We start from the raw sequence: 15,230 nt of genomic DNA on the forward strand, positions 1-15,230 counted from the left end.
TGTGCAATTTTCGGGCCCTCGAACTACTTAGGGCATCCTAACTAGCAGGCGGTCAACCGCGCGACAAAGATGAAACTGTTGCGAGAGGAGTCCTGCGATGAGCACTGTGGACAGCTTCGGTTCAAAAGGCAAACTTAATGTAGCCGGAACCGATTACGAAATTTTCCGGTTGAACTCCGTTGAAGGTGCAGAAAACCTTCCGTTCAGCCTCAAGGTATTGCTTGAAAACCTGTTGAGGACCGAGGACGGCGCGAACATAACGGCCGACCACGTCCGCGCACTGGCCGGTTGGGATCCCAACGCCGAGCCCGACACTGAAATCCAGTTCACGCCGGCGCGCGTGATCATGCAGGACTTCACTGGCGTGCCCTGCGTTGTGGACCTCGCCACCATGCGTGAAGCCGTCAAGGAACTCGGCGGCGACCCCAAGCGGGTCAACCCGCTGGCACCGGCGGAAATGGTCATCGACCACTCCGTGCAGATCGACGCCTTCGGCAACTCCGGCGCACTGGAGCGCAACATGGAGATCGAGTACCAGCGCAACGGCGAGCGGTACCAGTTCCTCCGGTGGGGCCAGACCGCGTTCGACGACTTCAAGGTCGTCCCGCCGGGAACCGGCATCGTGCACCAGGTCAACATCGAATACCTGGCCCGCACCGTCATGACCCGCGAGGTTGACGGTGCCCTGCGCGCCTACCCCGACACCTGCGTCGGCACCGACTCGCACACCACCATGGTCAACGGCCTGGGCGTGCTCGGCTGGGGCGTCGGCGGCATCGAGGCCGAGGCTGCCATGCTGGGCCAGCCCGTCTCCATGCTGATCCCGCGCGTCGTCGGCTTCAAGCTGACCGGATCCATCCCGGCCGGTGCCACCGCCACCGACGTCGTCCTCACCATCACCGAACAACTGCGCCAGCACGGCGTGGTGGGCAAGTTCGTTGAGTTCTACGGCGAAGGCGTCGCGGCTGTGCCGCTGGCCAACCGCGCCACCATCGGCAACATGAGCCCCGAATTCGGTTCCACCGCCGCCATGTTCCCGATCGACGACGTCACCCTCGACTACCTGCGCCTCACCGGCCGGTCAGACGAGAACGTCGCCCTGGTCGAGGCCTACGCCAAGGAACAGGGCCTCTGGCACGATCCCTCCCGTGAGATCAAGTTCTCCGAGTACCTCGAGCTGGACCTGTCCACCGTCGTTCCGTCAATCTCCGGACCGAAGCGCCCGCAGGACCGCATCATCCTCACCGAATCCAAGGCCCAGTTCCGCGAGGACCTCCGCAACTACGTCAAGGTGGACCTCGCCGACGGCAGCCTGGACGAAGCGATCGACGAGAGCTTCCCTGCTTCCGACTCGCCGTCCTTCACCGCCTCGGCGACCCACCTCACCGAGCAGGCCCCGCACGCCCACGGTCCCAAGTCCAACGGACGTCCGTCCAAGAAGGTGGCTGTCACCACCGCCGACGGCCGCGAGTTCGAACTGGACCACGGAGCCGTGTCGATCGCCTCGATCACCTCCTGCACCAACACGTCCAACCCCTCCGTGATGCTGGCCGCCGCACTGCTGGCCCGCAACGCCGTGGAAAAGGGCCTGGCCGCGAAGCCTTGGGTCAAGACCTCCGTGGCTCCCGGCTCGAAGGTGGTCACCGACTACTACAACAAGTCGGGCCTGACTCCGTACCTTGAGAAGCTCGGCTTCTACATCGTGGGCTACGGCTGCGCCACCTGCATCGGCAACTCCGGCCCGCTCGACCCCGAGATCTCCGAGGCCATCCAGGCCAACGACCTCTCCGTCACCGCCGTCCTCTCCGGCAACCGCAACTTCGAAGGCCGGATCAACCCGGACGTCAAGATGAACTACCTGGCCTCCCCGCCGCTGGTCATCGCATACGCCCTGGCCGGAACCATGGACTTCGACTTCGAAAACGATGCCCTGGGCCAGGACGAGGCCGGCAACGATGTCTTCCTCAAGGACATCTGGCCGAATCCGGTCGAGGTCCAGCAGGTCATCGACTCTTCGATCGACAAAGGCATGTTCGCCCGCGGCTACGAGGGCGTCTTCGAAGGCGACGACCGCTGGAAAGCCCTGGACACCCCCGCCGGCGACACCTTCGCCTGGGACGAGAAGTCCACCTACGTCCGGAAGCCCCCGTACTTCGAGGGCATGCAGGCCCAGCCGGAGCCGGTCAAGGACATCACCGGTGCGCGCGTGCTGCTGAAGCTTGGCGACTCCGTCACCACCGACCACATCTCCCCGGCCGGTTCCTTCAAGTCCGACACCCCGGCGGGCCAGTACCTTCTGGCCAACGGCGTGGAGCGCAAGGACTTCAACTCCTACGGTTCGCGCCGTGGCAACCACGAGGTCATGATCCGCGGCACGTTCGCCAACATCCGGATCAAGAACCAGCTGCTCGACGGCGTCGAGGGCGGCTTCACCCGCGACTTCACCCAGGCAGACGGCCCCCAGGCCTACGTCTACGACGCCGCGCAGAACTACCAGGCAGCCGGCACCCCGCTGGTGGTCCTGGCAGGCAAGGAGTACGGCTCCGGTTCGTCCCGCGACTGGGCCGCCAAGGGCACGGCGCTGCTGGGCGTCAAGGCCGTCATCGCCGAAAGCTACGAGCGCATCCACCGCTCCAACCTGATCGGCATGGGCGTCCTTCCGCTGCAGTACCCGGCCGGCCAGAACGCCGCCAGCCTGGGCCTGACCGGCACGGAAACCTTCGCGGTTGAGGGCGTCACCGCCCTGAACGAAGGCACCACGCCGAAGACCCTGAAGGTCACCGCGACGGCCGAAGACGGCACCACCACGAGCTTCGACGCGGTCCTGCGCATCGATACCCCGGGTGAAGCCGACTACTACCGCAACGGCGGCATCCTGCAGTACGTGCTGCGGCAGATCTCCGCGAACTAGCGGAACAGCTGGGCAGCCAGCATCCTCCCCGAAGCCCCGGCCGGTCACCGACCAGCCGGGGCTTCGGCTTTGCAACCAAGCCAAGGCGTTAGAGTTAAACGGCACGTCTACCACCCGAAGGAGGGGTCATTGGGAATCTTGGACACCATCCGGAATCCGCAGGACCTGAACGAGTTGACCGAGGAACAGCTGGAGCAGCTGGCTTCGGAGATCAGGGAGTTCCTGATCACGAACGTCTCACAGACGGGCGGACACCTCGGACCCAACCTTGGCGTGGTGGAACTGACGCTGGCCGTCCACCGCACCTTCGATTCCCCCCGCGACAGCATCGTCTTTGACACGGGCCACCAGTCCTACGTCCACAAACTCCTGACCGGACGCCAGGACTTCAGTACCCTCCGGCAGGAAGGCGGCCTCTCCGGCTACCCCTCACGCGCGGAGTCCGAACACGACATCGTGGAAAGCTCGCACGCATCCTCATCCTTGTCCTGGGCGGACGGCATCTCCCGGGCCCGCCAGCTCACCGGCAAAGGCGACCGGCACGTGGTGGCCATCGTGGGCGACGGCGCCCTGACCGGTGGCATGGCCTGGGAAGCCATCAACAACATCGCCGCGGACAAGAAACGCCGGGTTGTCATCGTAGTCAACGACAACGGCCGTTCCTACGCCCCGACCGTGGGCGGATTTGCCGACTACCTCGCGTCCCTGCGCCCCACCATCGACTCCTTCCGCGCCGCACCCGCCTATGAAGGCGCCCTGGACTGGTGGAAGAAGAAGCTCCAGAACGGCGGCCCCGCAGGACAGTTCACCTACAAGAGCCTGCACGCCATGAAAAAAGGCATCAAGGACTGGTGGGCTCCGCAGGGCATGTTCGAGGACCTCGGCATGAAGTACATCGGACCGGTGGACGGCCACAACCTCCAGGCCATGGAGCATGCGCTCTCCACCGCCAGGAACTACGGCGGCCCGGTCATCGTCCACGCCATGACCGAAAAGGGCCATGGCTACGCGCCGGCCCGCGCCCATGAAGCGGACCAGTTCCATGCGGTAGGCATCATCGATCCCGAAACCGGCGAACCAACGGGTACCGGCGGCGCGCAGTCCTGGACGTCCGTCTTCGCCGACGAGATCGCCGCCATTGCCGACGAACGTGAAGACATCGTCGGCATCACCGGCGCCATGCTGATCCCGGTGGGCCTGCACAAGTTCGCGGTCAAGCACCCGAAACGCGTCGTCGACGTCGGCATCGCAGAGCAGCACGCCCTCACCGCTGCTGCCGGCATGGCGTTCGGCGGCCTCCACCCCGTCGTCGCCGTCTACGCCACCTTCCTGAACCGGGCCTTCGACCAGTTGCTGATGGACGTCGCCCTCCACAAGGCCGGCGTCACCATCGTGCTGGACCGCGCCGGCGTGACCGGCCCGGACGGCGCCAGCCACCACGGCATGTGGGACATGGCCATGGTCCAGATCGTTCCTGGCCTCCACCTCGCCGCACCACGCGACGCCAGCCGCCTCCGGGAAGAACTGCGGGAAGCGGTGGCCATCAGCGACGCGCCCAGTGTGGTCCGCTTCTCCAAGGGATCCGTGGGTCCCGAAGTGGACGCCCTCGAACGGCTCAGCGACGGCGTTGACATCCTGGCCCGCCGACCCTCCGGATCCACGGAGAACGACGTCCTGATCGTCAGCGTGGGTGCCATGTCCGAGCTCGCCCTCGATGTCGCCAACCGGCTCGGTGCCCAAGGCATCAGCAGCACAGTGGTGGATCCGCGCTGGGTGCTCCCGGTCCGCCGCTCCATCATCGCGCTGGCCTCGCACCACCGCCTGGTGGTCTGCATCGAGGACGGCGTCCGGGCCGGCGGAGTCGGCTCCCGCATCCGGCAGGAAATGCGCGCAGCAGGGGTGGACACCGCCCTGAACGAGGTTGGCCTGCCCGTCGAGTTCCTCGACCACGGCACCCGCGCCCAGGTCATGGAGCGCGTGGGGCTCACCGCCCAGCAAATAACGCACGACATCGTCGCGCAGGTTTTGGGTACAAAGGTCCCGTTCGCGCGTCCCCTGCCCGGGCAGCAGCACCCCACCACTGGCAGCCTCCCGATCCTGTGAGGGACGAAGACGCACTGAAATACCCGGGGGCCGTGGGGGAGTCGGGGCCGGTTCTGCATACCACCACCACCCGCGTGCCCGGCAAACTCCAGCCCGGGCAGCTGGTGGTCTCCCGCAACCGGAAATGGAACGGCAAGGCGCACTGGGTGGTCCCCGGCCGGTACCTTGGCGAAGACCGGCACGGCTGGTGGATCTTCCAGGGCACCAACGAGTTCTGTTCGCGCCCCGGCGCCGCGTTCTATACGCGCTCGGACGCCGTGCTCCTGGTGCCGCGGCAGGGCGACTGGGTGGCCACGTTCTACGATTCTGCCCATCCCGCCGGCGTGCGGCTCTACATCGACCTCGCCGTGGGCCACGAATGGACGGACATCCGGCCCGCCGTCACGGAGTTCCATGTGATCGACATGGACCTGGACGTGATCCGCACCGAATCTCGCGGCGTCTTCATCGACGACCAAGACGAATTCGCCGAGCACAGCGTGTCCATGCGCTACCCCCAACGGCTGGTCGAGGACATCCAGGCGGCCGCGGATGAGCTTTTCCATGCCGTGAAGGCGCAGCAGGCGCCTTTCGACGGTACCGACGTTGAATGGTTTACAAAGGGACGCATATGAGCGGCATAGTCAGGGTCTACAAGCGCGACGACGAGGGCACCCTCCACTTCCGGGAAGCCTGGTTCGATGAGGAGTACTCCCAGTTCGTCATGAATTTCGGCGTCGTGGGGCACCAGAGCAAGACCGAGGAAACCGACGTCAGCGACGCCGAGGGTGCCGAGAGCCTGCTGGATGCCTTCGCAGCCCAGTGCCAGGAGGACGGCTACGCCGAAATCCCCAACGAGGAGCAGTCCTGGGTGGTGGCCCAGTTCGGCCTCAAGACCAGGGAGGGCACGGAGCGGGACCGCTACCTGGAGCAGAAGGCCAAGGATGCCCTCATCAGCCACCTTGCCTGGCGGGGCCTTGGAACGGTGGAACGGTCTGAGTTCACGGATTACAAACTCAACATTTTCTGCCTCTGCCCGGAGGTGAACAAGGCCGTGAATGCCATCAAGGTGTGCGCCCGCGGCGAGGACCTTGACTTCACCAAGCTCAGCATTGGTGCCGCCCCCTATACCGAACCCGGGCAGTTCAAACTCAAGCACTCAGCCAAGCCCGCCAACAGCTTCAGCCTCTAGGAGTCGTCCGTGACCAGTTACCGCCGCGTTGGAAAATCAGGCCTCACCGTCTCCACGGTGGGCCTCGGATGCAACAACCTGGGCCGCGCCAACACCGCCACTGAGTCGCAGGAAGGCACGGACGCCGTCGTCTCCGCAGCCCTGGAGGCCGGGATCACGCTGTTCGACGTCGCGGACAACTACGGCCGGGAACCGGGACTGAGCGAGACCATGCTGGGAAAGGCGCTGGGAAACCGGCGGGACCAGGCTGTGGTGGCCACCAAGTTCGGGATGGACGCCAAGGGCGCGAACGGCCCCGACTTCGGTGACCGGGGCTCGCGCCGCTACATCATCCAGTCCGTCGAAGCGTCACTGCGGCGGCTCGGCACCGACTGGATCGACCTCTACCAGTTCCATACCCCGGACCCGCTGACGCCCATCGACGAGACCCTCGCCGCTCTCGACGACCTCGTCCGCAGCGGCAAGGTACGGTACATCGGCCACTCCAACCGGGCCGGCTGGCAGATCGCCCAGGCCGAGTACGTGGCCCGGGAACTCGGCGGCGCACGCTTCGTTTCCACCCAGAACCACTACAACCTCCTGGACCGCCGGGCAGAGCAGGAAGTCACCCCCGCCGCCGAAGCCCTTGGCCTGGGCGTCCTGCCCTATTTCCCGCTGGCCAACGGCCTGCTCACGGGCAAGTACGCGCCCGGCCACGCGCCCGACGGTTCCCGCCTCAGCCACACACGCACCAACATGGTGGAGGACGCCGACTGGGACCAGCTGGGCCGGTTCAGCCTGTTTGCCAAGGAACGCGGCCTGACCGAGGTGGAGGTGGCCTTCTCCTGGCTGGCTGCACAGCCGTCCGTGGCCAGCGTGATCGCGGGTGCCACCAAACCGGAGCAGGTCCGCCAGAACGCCTCGGCCGCCGACTGGCAGCCCACGGCCGAAGACCTCGCAGAGCTGGATGCGATTTTCCCCACCGTTCCCAAGGTTGCACTCTTCTAGGACACCGGAGACCCACACGCCCCGTACCGCGACTGTGACCTCATATCTGCTCGACGTCGATACCGGCATCGACGACGCCCTCGCCCTGGCCTACCTCGCCGCGCTGCCGGAGACGGAATTCGTATCCGTCACTGCGACACCGGGAAATGTGGACGCCGACCAGGTGGCCCGCAATACCCTGGCACTGCTGGAGCTGTGCGGCAGGCCGGGCGTCGAGGTGGCCATCGGGGCGCGCGGGCCGCTGTCCATTCCGCTGACCACCACCCCCGAAACGCATGGGCCGCAGGGGATCGGATACGCGGTGCTGCCCGAGCCCGCCGGACAGGTCTCGGCGCGGAACGCCGTCGACCTGTGGATCGAACACGCCCGCGCCAGGCCGGGGGAGCTCACCGCCCTGATCACGGCGCCGCTGACCAACTTCGCCTTGGCACTCCGCCGGGAGCCCGGCCTGCCGGACCTCCTGGCCGGCGTGGTGATCATGGGCGGGAGCTTCTACCACCAGGGGAACACCACCCCGACGGCCGAGTGGAACACGCATGTGGACCCGCACGCGGCCAAGGAGGTGTTCGCGGCGTACCGCGGCAAGCCGCTGGCCAAGTTGCCGATCGTCTGTTCGCTGGACACCACCGAGCGGATGGAGCTGCGCCCGGAACACGTCCGGCAACTCGCCGAGGCCGCCGGTGCAGCCGTGCCGGAACTGGTCCTGCCGGACCAGCCTGAGGGCCTGCGCAGCACGTCCGGCAACGCCCTCATCCGCCATCTGTCCGACGCACTGCGGTTCTACTTCGAGTTCCACCGGCTGTACGGCCAGGGCTATGTGGCGCACGTCCATGATTTCTTCGCCGCCGGAGTTGCCGCCGGCACGCTCGAGTACGACGTCCGCCCGGCCACGGTGGACGTCGAAACCAGCTCGCCGTTGCTGATGGGAACCACGGTGGCCGATTTCCGCGGACTATGGGGCGCTCCGCCGAACGCCAGGATTGTTTCCGGCAACAGCCCGGAGCAGGCCTTCCGCGAGCTGGTGTCCGCCGTCGGCGGCCTGGCCCGGCGGCTGGGACGGCCGCTGGCCTGGCTGCCGGCCTGACTGCCCACCAGGCGGCGAAGGATTACCGGACCGCGGCCGGCTTCCACCCCCGAAATGCCCGGTAGAATGGGCCACGGACCGGCCCGGCGCAGTTGCCGCCGGCTGCTGCCGAGGTGACATAGGCAGCCCCACCCCAGCCCGGTTCTGCCGGGCCACTGCCCGCACCCGAAGGAACATTTCCCATGTCATCGCCCTCCCTGACGCTTCCGTCCCAGGAACGCCCGGCGGCCCGCCGCCGCCGGCTGCTGGAGATCCTCGGCGCCCTGGCCATCGCCGCAACTTACGTCTACCTGGTCCTGAACCAGCCCGCGGACATCACCGGAGGCCCCGGCAGTGCCTCGGCCCTGATCGCACTCTCCGGCTTCCTGGCCGGGGCGGTCCTGCTCATCGCGGCCGTCCTGCCCACGCTTCCCGCATCCACCTTGGTGCTGATCCCGGTGGCGCTGGTCCTGAACATCGTGCTGGGCCAGTTCGTCGGCAGCACCCTGGTGCCCTTCTACCTTGACGCCATCGGTACCGTGCTGATCGCCGTCTTGGCCGGTCCCGCCGCGGGCGCTGCCACCGGCGCCCTCAGCAGCATCGTCTGGTCGTTCTTCAACCCCACCGTGCTGCCTTTCGCGGCAGGCGCCGCACTCATCGGCTGCCTGGCCGGGCTCGCCGCCCGCTACGGCCTCTTCCGCCGTTTCTACCTCGCCCCGGTGGCCGGCTTCGTCACCGGCATCATCGCCGGTGTGGTGTCTGCCCCCGTGGCCGCGTTTGTCTTCGGCGGAACCTCGGGCGTGGCCACCGGCGCGATCGTGAGCGCCTTCCGTGCCATGGGTGACACCCTCCTGGCGGCCATCACCAAGCAGGCACTGATCTCCGACCCCATGGACAAGGCGATCGTGTTCACCATCGTGGCCATCCTCGTCTATGCTTTGCCGCGCAGGGCCCGGCAGCAGTTCCCGTTCCTGCGCCGCCACCGTGTCCTGGCAGGCAAGGCCCCGGCCGGGACCACCGAGGCGCCGGCACAGGGCGCTGCCCGGGACCACTGACCGCACCGCCGTGACCGCATCCCCTGAACGCAGTGCCGCCGGACCGGCCAGGCCGGTGCGCCTGAATCCGCTGACCTTGCTGGCTGCTGCCGGGAGTACAGCGGTCATCACGACGGCGGCCGGCAGTTGGCCGCTGTCGCTCACCGTGATTGGCGCCTCCCTGGGTCTTTCGGCGGCAGGCGGGACCGCCCGCCGCGTCCTGGCTGCCGCCGCGGCAATCCTGGTTCCCCTGGGCCTGTCACTGTTGATGATGCACGGGCTGTTCTTCCCCGAGGGGACCACCGTCCTGGCCGCATGGGGGCCTGCGCGGGTCACGGCGGAAGGACTCGGGTTCGCCAGCCAGCGGATCCTCCAGCTGGGCGCCGTGGTCCTGGCATTGCTGGTCTTCTCCTTCAACGTCAGCCTCCCGGACCTCGTGGCGGCTTTGTCCGCCCGCGGCGTGCAGGGCCGGTTTGCGTTCGTCCTGGCCTCCACCCTGACCCTGCTGCCGGCCATCAGCGCCCGGGCGCGGCGGATCCGCCAGGCCCAGGAGTCGCGGGGGCTGGTAGTGACACGGAACCTCCTGTCCAGGCTTGCCGCGTTCCGGCTCCAGGCTGTCCCCTTGGTCCTGTCCCTGGTGGAGGATGCCGGCACCCGGTCCGCGGCCCTGGAAGCACGGGGACTCAGCAACACCGGACCCCGCACCAGCTACCGGGAAGTGCCCGACTCGCGGCTGCAGCGCACGGCACGGGCCGTCCTGGTGCTGGCGGCCGCGGCGGCGCTGGTGCTGCGGCTGGTACAGGCAGGTGCCAGTGCCTGAGCGCCTGAGGGACGCCGACACCGCCGTTCACGGCAACCTCCCGGTCCTGGCGGCCGGCATCCGGTCCTTCACATTCCACGACGACGAAACAGCGGCCCTGCGCGACGTCACGGTTTCCTTCACGGCAGGTTCCTTCACGGCGATCCTGGGTGCCTCCGGCAGCGGCAAGTCAACCTTGGGCCGCCTGATGGCTGCGTGGCTGCCGCCGGGTGGCCACGGAGCGCTGGCCGGCTTCCTGGAGCTGTCCGGTTCCCGGCTCGAGTTCGACGGCGGCCCCGACGACCCTCGGATCGATCCCGCCCAGTGGGGCCGGCACGTGGGTTTCGTTCCACAGGATGCAGCCACGGTCCTGTCCACCGTCCGGTCCACCGTGGCCGAGGAACTCGCGTTCGGCCTGGAGAACTCCGGGATGGAACGTACCGCCATGCAAGCCGCGGTGGGGCGCACCGCAGCGTTGTTGGGCCTGCACGATCAATTGGAACAGGACCCGGCCCGGCTCTCGGGCGGCCAGCTCCGCCGGCTGGCAATCGGCTGCGCCATCATTACCGGGCCGCCGGTGCTGGTCATGGACGAGCCGTTCGCCTCCCTTGACGCGGCCGGCGCCGACGGGCTCGCCGCTGTGGTGCGGGACCTCCTGGCCCGGGGGACCGCCGTCGTCATCCTTAGCCAGTCCATCGATCCGTTGCTCCTGGAGGCCGGGACGTGGGTGGTGCTGTCCGGGGGGACCGTCACCGCGAGCGGTCCGCCCGCCGCCATGGGGGCCTGCTCCGGGGTGGTGCCGCCGGCCATCCGCCGCCCCGCCGCCGCGGCGGCAGCGGTTGCCGGACCCCGTCCCGTGGTGCCGCAGACGGGTACCCCCGCGTTGGAGCTGCGGGGTGTCGACTTCGCGTACCCGGGCGGGCCGGGGGCCGGCAGGTGGCGGCGAAGAATTGTTCAAGCGGGGCATCCGGGTGGCGTTGCACCCGTGCTGCGGGGAGTCGAGCTTGCCGTCCATCCGGGGGAGATCGTCGCGGTGACCGGACCCAACGGGGCGGGAAAATCCACCCTCCTGCGGCATTTCAACGGACTGCTTCGCCCCAGCGCGGGGTCGGTGCAGGTGCGGGGTGCCAACATCTCCGGCGCACCCGTGGGGCGGACGGCGGCCTCGGTGGGCTTGCTGTTCCAGCAGCCCCGCGACCAACTGTTCGAACGGTCCGCCGTGCGGGAGGTCGGTTTTGGCCTTGACCGCCTGGTGGGTCCGGCCCAGGCAGCCCGCCGTGCTGCGGCGGCGCTGGAGTCAGTCGGGCTGGCAGGCGCTGCGCGCGAACACCCCGCCGAACTGCCGGCGTCAGCCCAGCGCCTCCTGGCCCTGGCCACCGTCCTGGCGCGCAAGCCGGCCGTCCTGGCACTGGATGAACCCACTGTGGCGCTGGACGGCGACGGGCTGGCCCTGCTGGATGCAGCCGTCCGCCGGGCAGCCGCGGAAGGCGCCGCCGTCGTGCTGGTTACCCATGACCTGGGCTACGCACGTTCGGCGGCCCACCGCCTTCTGGCGCTCGACGGCGGCCGCCTGGTTCCTGCCTGACCATCCCCGCCCGCAGCGCCTGGTGGGGATGGCCAGGTTGGACCGAAGCGCCTAGGCGGGGCGGGACGCCACGCCGGGGGCCAGGAAACGCCGTCCGTTCACACGCTCCGACGCTCCCACCCGGTCCAGGTAAGGCGTGATGCCACCGAGGAACAGGGGCCAGCCGGCGCCAAGGATCATGCACAGGTCCACGTCCTCAGGTCCTGCCACGACGCCCTCGTCCACCATCAGGCCAATCTCCTCGGCCAGTGCATCCTGGACGCGCCGCAGCACCTGCTCCCCGGTGGAGGGGCTGGAGCCGAAGGACAGCAGTTCAAGGGTGGAGGCGGGGATAGCCCGGGTGCCGTCAGGTGCAGTTTCCCAGAGCGCCTTGACGTTGTTGTCGATGAGCGCAGCCAGGTTGGCGGAGACCGGGAAGCGTCCGCCGAATGCTGCGTGCAGTGACTCCTGGACGTGCTGTGCCACGGGGAGGCCCACCATGGCCAGGAGCGTGAAGGGGGTCATGGGAAGTCCCATGGGCCGCAAGGCGTTGTCGGCCACCTCGGCCGGGGTTCCCTCATCGAATACCGCGGTGACCTCTCCCATCAGCCGCAGGAGGATGCGGTTGACCACGAACGCGGCCGCATCCTTGACCAGCACGGCGCTCTTCTTCAAGGCCTTCGCCAGTTCAAATGCAGTGGCCAGCACGGCGTCGTCTGTCCGCGGGGCGCGGACAACCTCCAGCAGCGGCATCACGGCCACGGGGTTGAAGAAGTGGAACCCCACCAGGCGTTCCGGGTGCTCCAGGTCCTCGGCCATCGCCGTCACGGACAGCGAGGACGTGTTGGTGGCCAGGATGCATTCCGGCGAGACAATCGCCTCAACCTCCTTGAACACCTGCTTCTTGACGCTGAGTTCTTCGAAGACCGCCTCGATCACGAAGTCCGCATCCGCAAAGGCGTCCTTGGATACCGAGCCGGTCACCAGCGCCTTGGTGCGGTTGGCAGCGTCCTGGCTGAGGCGTTTCTTGCCCAGCAGCTTGTCCACTTCTGCATGGACGTAGGCCACGCCCTTGTCAACGCGGGCCTGGTCGATGTCCGTCAGCACAACGGGCACCTTGAGCTGGCGTGCGAAGAGCAGCGCCAGCTGGCCGGCCATGAGTCCGGCGCCCACCACGCCCACCTTGGTGACGGGGCGGGCCAGTTTGCGGTCGGGCGCCCCGGCGGGCCGCTTGGCGCGCTTCTGCACCAGGTCCAGGAACGCGTACACGGTGCAGCGGAACTCATCGGTCTGCATCAACTCGGCCAGCGTCTCGCACTCAACGGCGGCGGACTCCGCCGCCGTCATGGTGCGGTTGGCCTCGAGGAGGTCAAGGACCTTGCCCGGCGCCGGCGACGCGCCCGACGTCTTGGCCTCCACGAACTTGCGGCCGGCCGCAACTGCGGCCTGCCAGCGGGCTTCCACCCCGGTGGCGGAAGGGTCGACGGCGTTGGCGCGTTCCGGAACGACGCCGCCGGAGATGACGTCCGCGGCCCATGCCAGCGACTGTTCCAGGAAATCCGCGGGTTCGAAGAGGGCGTCGGCGATGCCCAGCGCGAACGCCTGCGGGCCGGACAAAGTCCGGTTGTTGCTGAGCGGGTTTTCGATCATGACCTTGACGGCGTTCTCCGGGCCCACCAGGCGGGGGAGGATGTAGACGCCGCCCCACCCGGGAACGAGGCCAAGGAATGCCTCCGGCAGGGCCAGGGCCCCGGCGCCGGTGGACACGGTGCGGTACGTGGACTGCAGGGCGATTTCCAGGCCACCGCCCAGCGCTGCCCCGTTGATGAAGGCGAAGCTGGGGACGCCAAGGTTGGCCAGGGTGGCGTAGACGTCGTGGCCCAGCTGTGCCATCCACAGGCCGTGCTCACGCTTTTCCAGCGATTTCACCGCGGAGAGGTCCGCACCGGCCACCAGGTAGTGCGGTTTTCCGGTGACGCCGACGCCCACGATCTCGCCGCGAACAGCACGTTCGCGCAGGCCCTCCAGGGCCGTACCGAGTTCCACCAGCGTGTTGGGGCCCAGGGTGGTGGGTTTGGTGTGGTCGAGATCGTTATCGAGGGTGATGAGGGCGAATGTGCCAGGTCCCGGCTTGCCGTCCGTGCCCGGAAGGACGATGTCCTGCACGTAGGAGTGGGTGACAGTTTCGTTGGGGAAAAGATCCGCCAACTTGCGGTAATCTGCGGCGCTCATGCGGTGGCTCCTTCGGAAACGGTGGTGGCGGCGGTCTGCCCCGAGGGGGCTCCGCTGTAGTCGGGGTGGTGCGGGTTCTCCCAAATCACTGTGCCACCCATTCCCAGTCCCACGCACATGGTGGTGATGCCGTAGCGCACCGAGGGGTCCTCCTCGAACTGTCGGGCCAGCTGGATCATCAGCCGGACTCCTGATGATGCCAGCGGATGGCCCACGGCGATCGCCCCGCCGTAGCGGTTGACCCGGGGGTCGTCGTCGGCAATGCCGTAGTGGTCCAGGAAGCTTAGGACCTGCACGGCGAAAGCTTCATTGATCTCGAACAGGCCGATGTCGTCGATGGTCAGGCCGGCGTTCTTGAGGGCCTTCTCAGTGGCCGGTACCGGTCCGATGCCCATGACCTCGGGTTCCACGCCGGCGTACGCGTAGCTGACCAGCCGCATCTTCACGGGCAGCCCCAGTTCGACGGCGGCCTCGGAGGACGCCAGGACAGCGGCTGTCGCGCCGTCGTTCAGCCCGGCGGCGTTTCCGGCGGTGACCCTGCCGTGCGCGCGGAAGGGCGTGCGAAGGGATTCGAGGTCCGCCATCGTGGTGCCGGGGCGGGGTGGTTCATCTTTGCTGTGGACGGTCCAGCCCTGGCCCGGCTTCCGGGCGGCCACCGGAACCAGGTCCGGCTGGATCCTGCCTTCCTGGTAGGCGGCGGCAAGCTTGTCCTGAGAGGCCACCGCGTAGGCATCGGTACGCTGCTTGGTGATCGCCGGGAACCGGTCGTGCAGGTTTTCGGCGGTGTTGCCCATGTTCAGGGCCGCCGGGTCCACCAGGCGCTCGGACATGAACCGCGGGTTGGGGTCTGCGCCGGAGCCCATGGGATGGTGGCCCATGTGCTCCACTCCGCCGGCGATCACCACGTCGTAGGCGCCAAAACCGATGCTGCCTGCCGTGGTGGTCACGGCGGTCATGGCGCCGGCGCACATCCGGTCGATGGCAAAGCCCGGGACCGTGCGCGGAAGTCCCGCCAGCAGCGCGGCGGTCCGGCCGAGGGTGAGCCCCTGGTCCCCGGTCTGGGTGGTGGCGGCGACAGCTACTTCATCGATCCGCTCCGCCGGAAGGGACGGATTGCGGCGCAGCAGGCCGCGGATGCATTTGACGATCAGGTCATCGGCCCGGGTCCCGGCGTAGATTCCTTTCTCGCCGGCCCTGCCGAAGGGTGTGCGGATGCCGTCCACAAAGACGACGTCGCGGACAGTGCGCGGGGATGCGCCGCTTCCGTGCTGGCTCACGTGTAACTCCTCATCGAGACGTAGCGCCGGATGCATGCCGGAGGACGGCAGCAGCATGGCGTCGGTTCCACCGATGTTACTCGTGAGTA

The 15,230-nt window shown here is 67.9% G+C and carries 11 protein-coding genes; 9 read left to right on the forward strand and 2 right to left on the reverse strand.

Annotation, left to right across the window (positions count from 1 at the left end; all coding sequences use genetic code 11):
• The first annotated feature begins 97 nt into the window (after positions 1-97).
• The 9 genes from AC4EEV_RS19390 (at position 98) to AC4EEV_RS19430 (ending at position 11,653) form a co-directional block, all read left to right on the forward strand.
• On the forward strand, positions 98-2,911 hold the full coding sequence (locus AC4EEV_RS19390) for an aconitate hydratase (RefSeq protein WP_018761112.1): 2,814 nt from the start codon (positions 98-100) through the stop codon (positions 2,909-2,911).
• A 129-nt stretch (positions 2,912-3,040) separates the two neighbouring features.
• A complete protein-coding gene (dxs, locus tag AC4EEV_RS19395) occupies positions 3,041-5,014 on the forward strand; it encodes a 1-deoxy-D-xylulose-5-phosphate synthase (protein WP_491329750.1) in 1,974 nt (657 codons plus the stop codon).
• Positions 5,011-5,628, forward strand: a complete 618-nt coding sequence (locus AC4EEV_RS19400) for a DUF402 domain-containing protein (RefSeq protein WP_018761114.1) — start codon at positions 5,011-5,013, stop codon at positions 5,626-5,628. Before dxs ends, AC4EEV_RS19400 begins: the two co-directional genes overlap by 4 nt.
• A complete protein-coding gene (locus tag AC4EEV_RS19405) occupies positions 5,625-6,185 on the forward strand; it encodes a hypothetical protein (RefSeq protein ID WP_491329751.1) in 561 nt (186 codons plus the stop codon). Before AC4EEV_RS19400 ends, AC4EEV_RS19405 begins: the two co-directional genes overlap by 4 nt.
• Positions 6,186-6,194: 9 nt before the next feature.
• Positions 6,195-7,172 (forward strand): aldo/keto reductase, encoded by a 978-nt coding sequence (locus AC4EEV_RS19410; protein ID WP_109864031.1) that lies wholly within the window; start codon positions 6,195-6,197, stop codon positions 7,170-7,172.
• A 34-nt stretch (positions 7,173-7,206) separates the two neighbouring features.
• The gene (locus AC4EEV_RS19415; protein WP_491329752.1) at positions 7,207-8,256 is read left to right on the forward strand and encodes a nucleoside hydrolase; all 1,050 of its coding nucleotides are present in this window, start codon (positions 7,207-7,209) and stop codon (positions 8,254-8,256) included.
• 182 nt (positions 8,257-8,438) lie between these two features.
• Positions 8,439-9,290 (forward strand): hypothetical protein, encoded by an 852-nt coding sequence (locus AC4EEV_RS19420; RefSeq protein WP_018761118.1) that lies wholly within the window; start codon positions 8,439-8,441, stop codon positions 9,288-9,290.
• A gap of 10 nt (positions 9,291-9,300) precedes the next feature.
• Positions 9,301-10,089, forward strand: coding sequence for an energy-coupling factor transporter transmembrane component T (locus AC4EEV_RS19425; RefSeq protein WP_491329753.1), 789 nt, complete (start codon positions 9,301-9,303; stop codon positions 10,087-10,089).
• Complete coding sequence (locus tag AC4EEV_RS19430) at positions 10,082-11,653, forward strand: ABC transporter ATP-binding protein (protein WP_491329754.1); 1,572 nt, start codon at positions 10,082-10,084, stop codon at positions 11,651-11,653. The genes AC4EEV_RS19425 and AC4EEV_RS19430 overlap by 8 nt, the downstream gene beginning before the upstream one ends.
• A gap of 51 nt (positions 11,654-11,704) precedes the next feature.
• Here the strand turns inward: AC4EEV_RS19430 and AC4EEV_RS19435 are convergent, their stop codons facing one another.
• Both AC4EEV_RS19435 and AC4EEV_RS19440 read right to left on the reverse strand, forming a co-directional pair.
• The gene (locus AC4EEV_RS19435) at positions 11,705-13,864 is read right to left on the reverse strand and encodes a 3-hydroxyacyl-CoA dehydrogenase NAD-binding domain-containing protein (protein WP_491329755.1); all 2,160 of its coding nucleotides are present in this window, start codon (positions 13,862-13,864) and stop codon (positions 11,705-11,707) included.
• A complete protein-coding gene (locus AC4EEV_RS19440; protein WP_491329756.1) occupies positions 13,861-15,141 on the reverse strand; it encodes a thiolase family protein in 1,281 nt (426 codons plus the stop codon). The genes AC4EEV_RS19435 and AC4EEV_RS19440 overlap by 4 nt, the downstream gene beginning before the upstream one ends.
• Positions 15,142-15,230: the final 89 nt, after the last annotated feature.

The organism is Pseudarthrobacter sp. MOO14 (genome assembly GCF_058267675.1).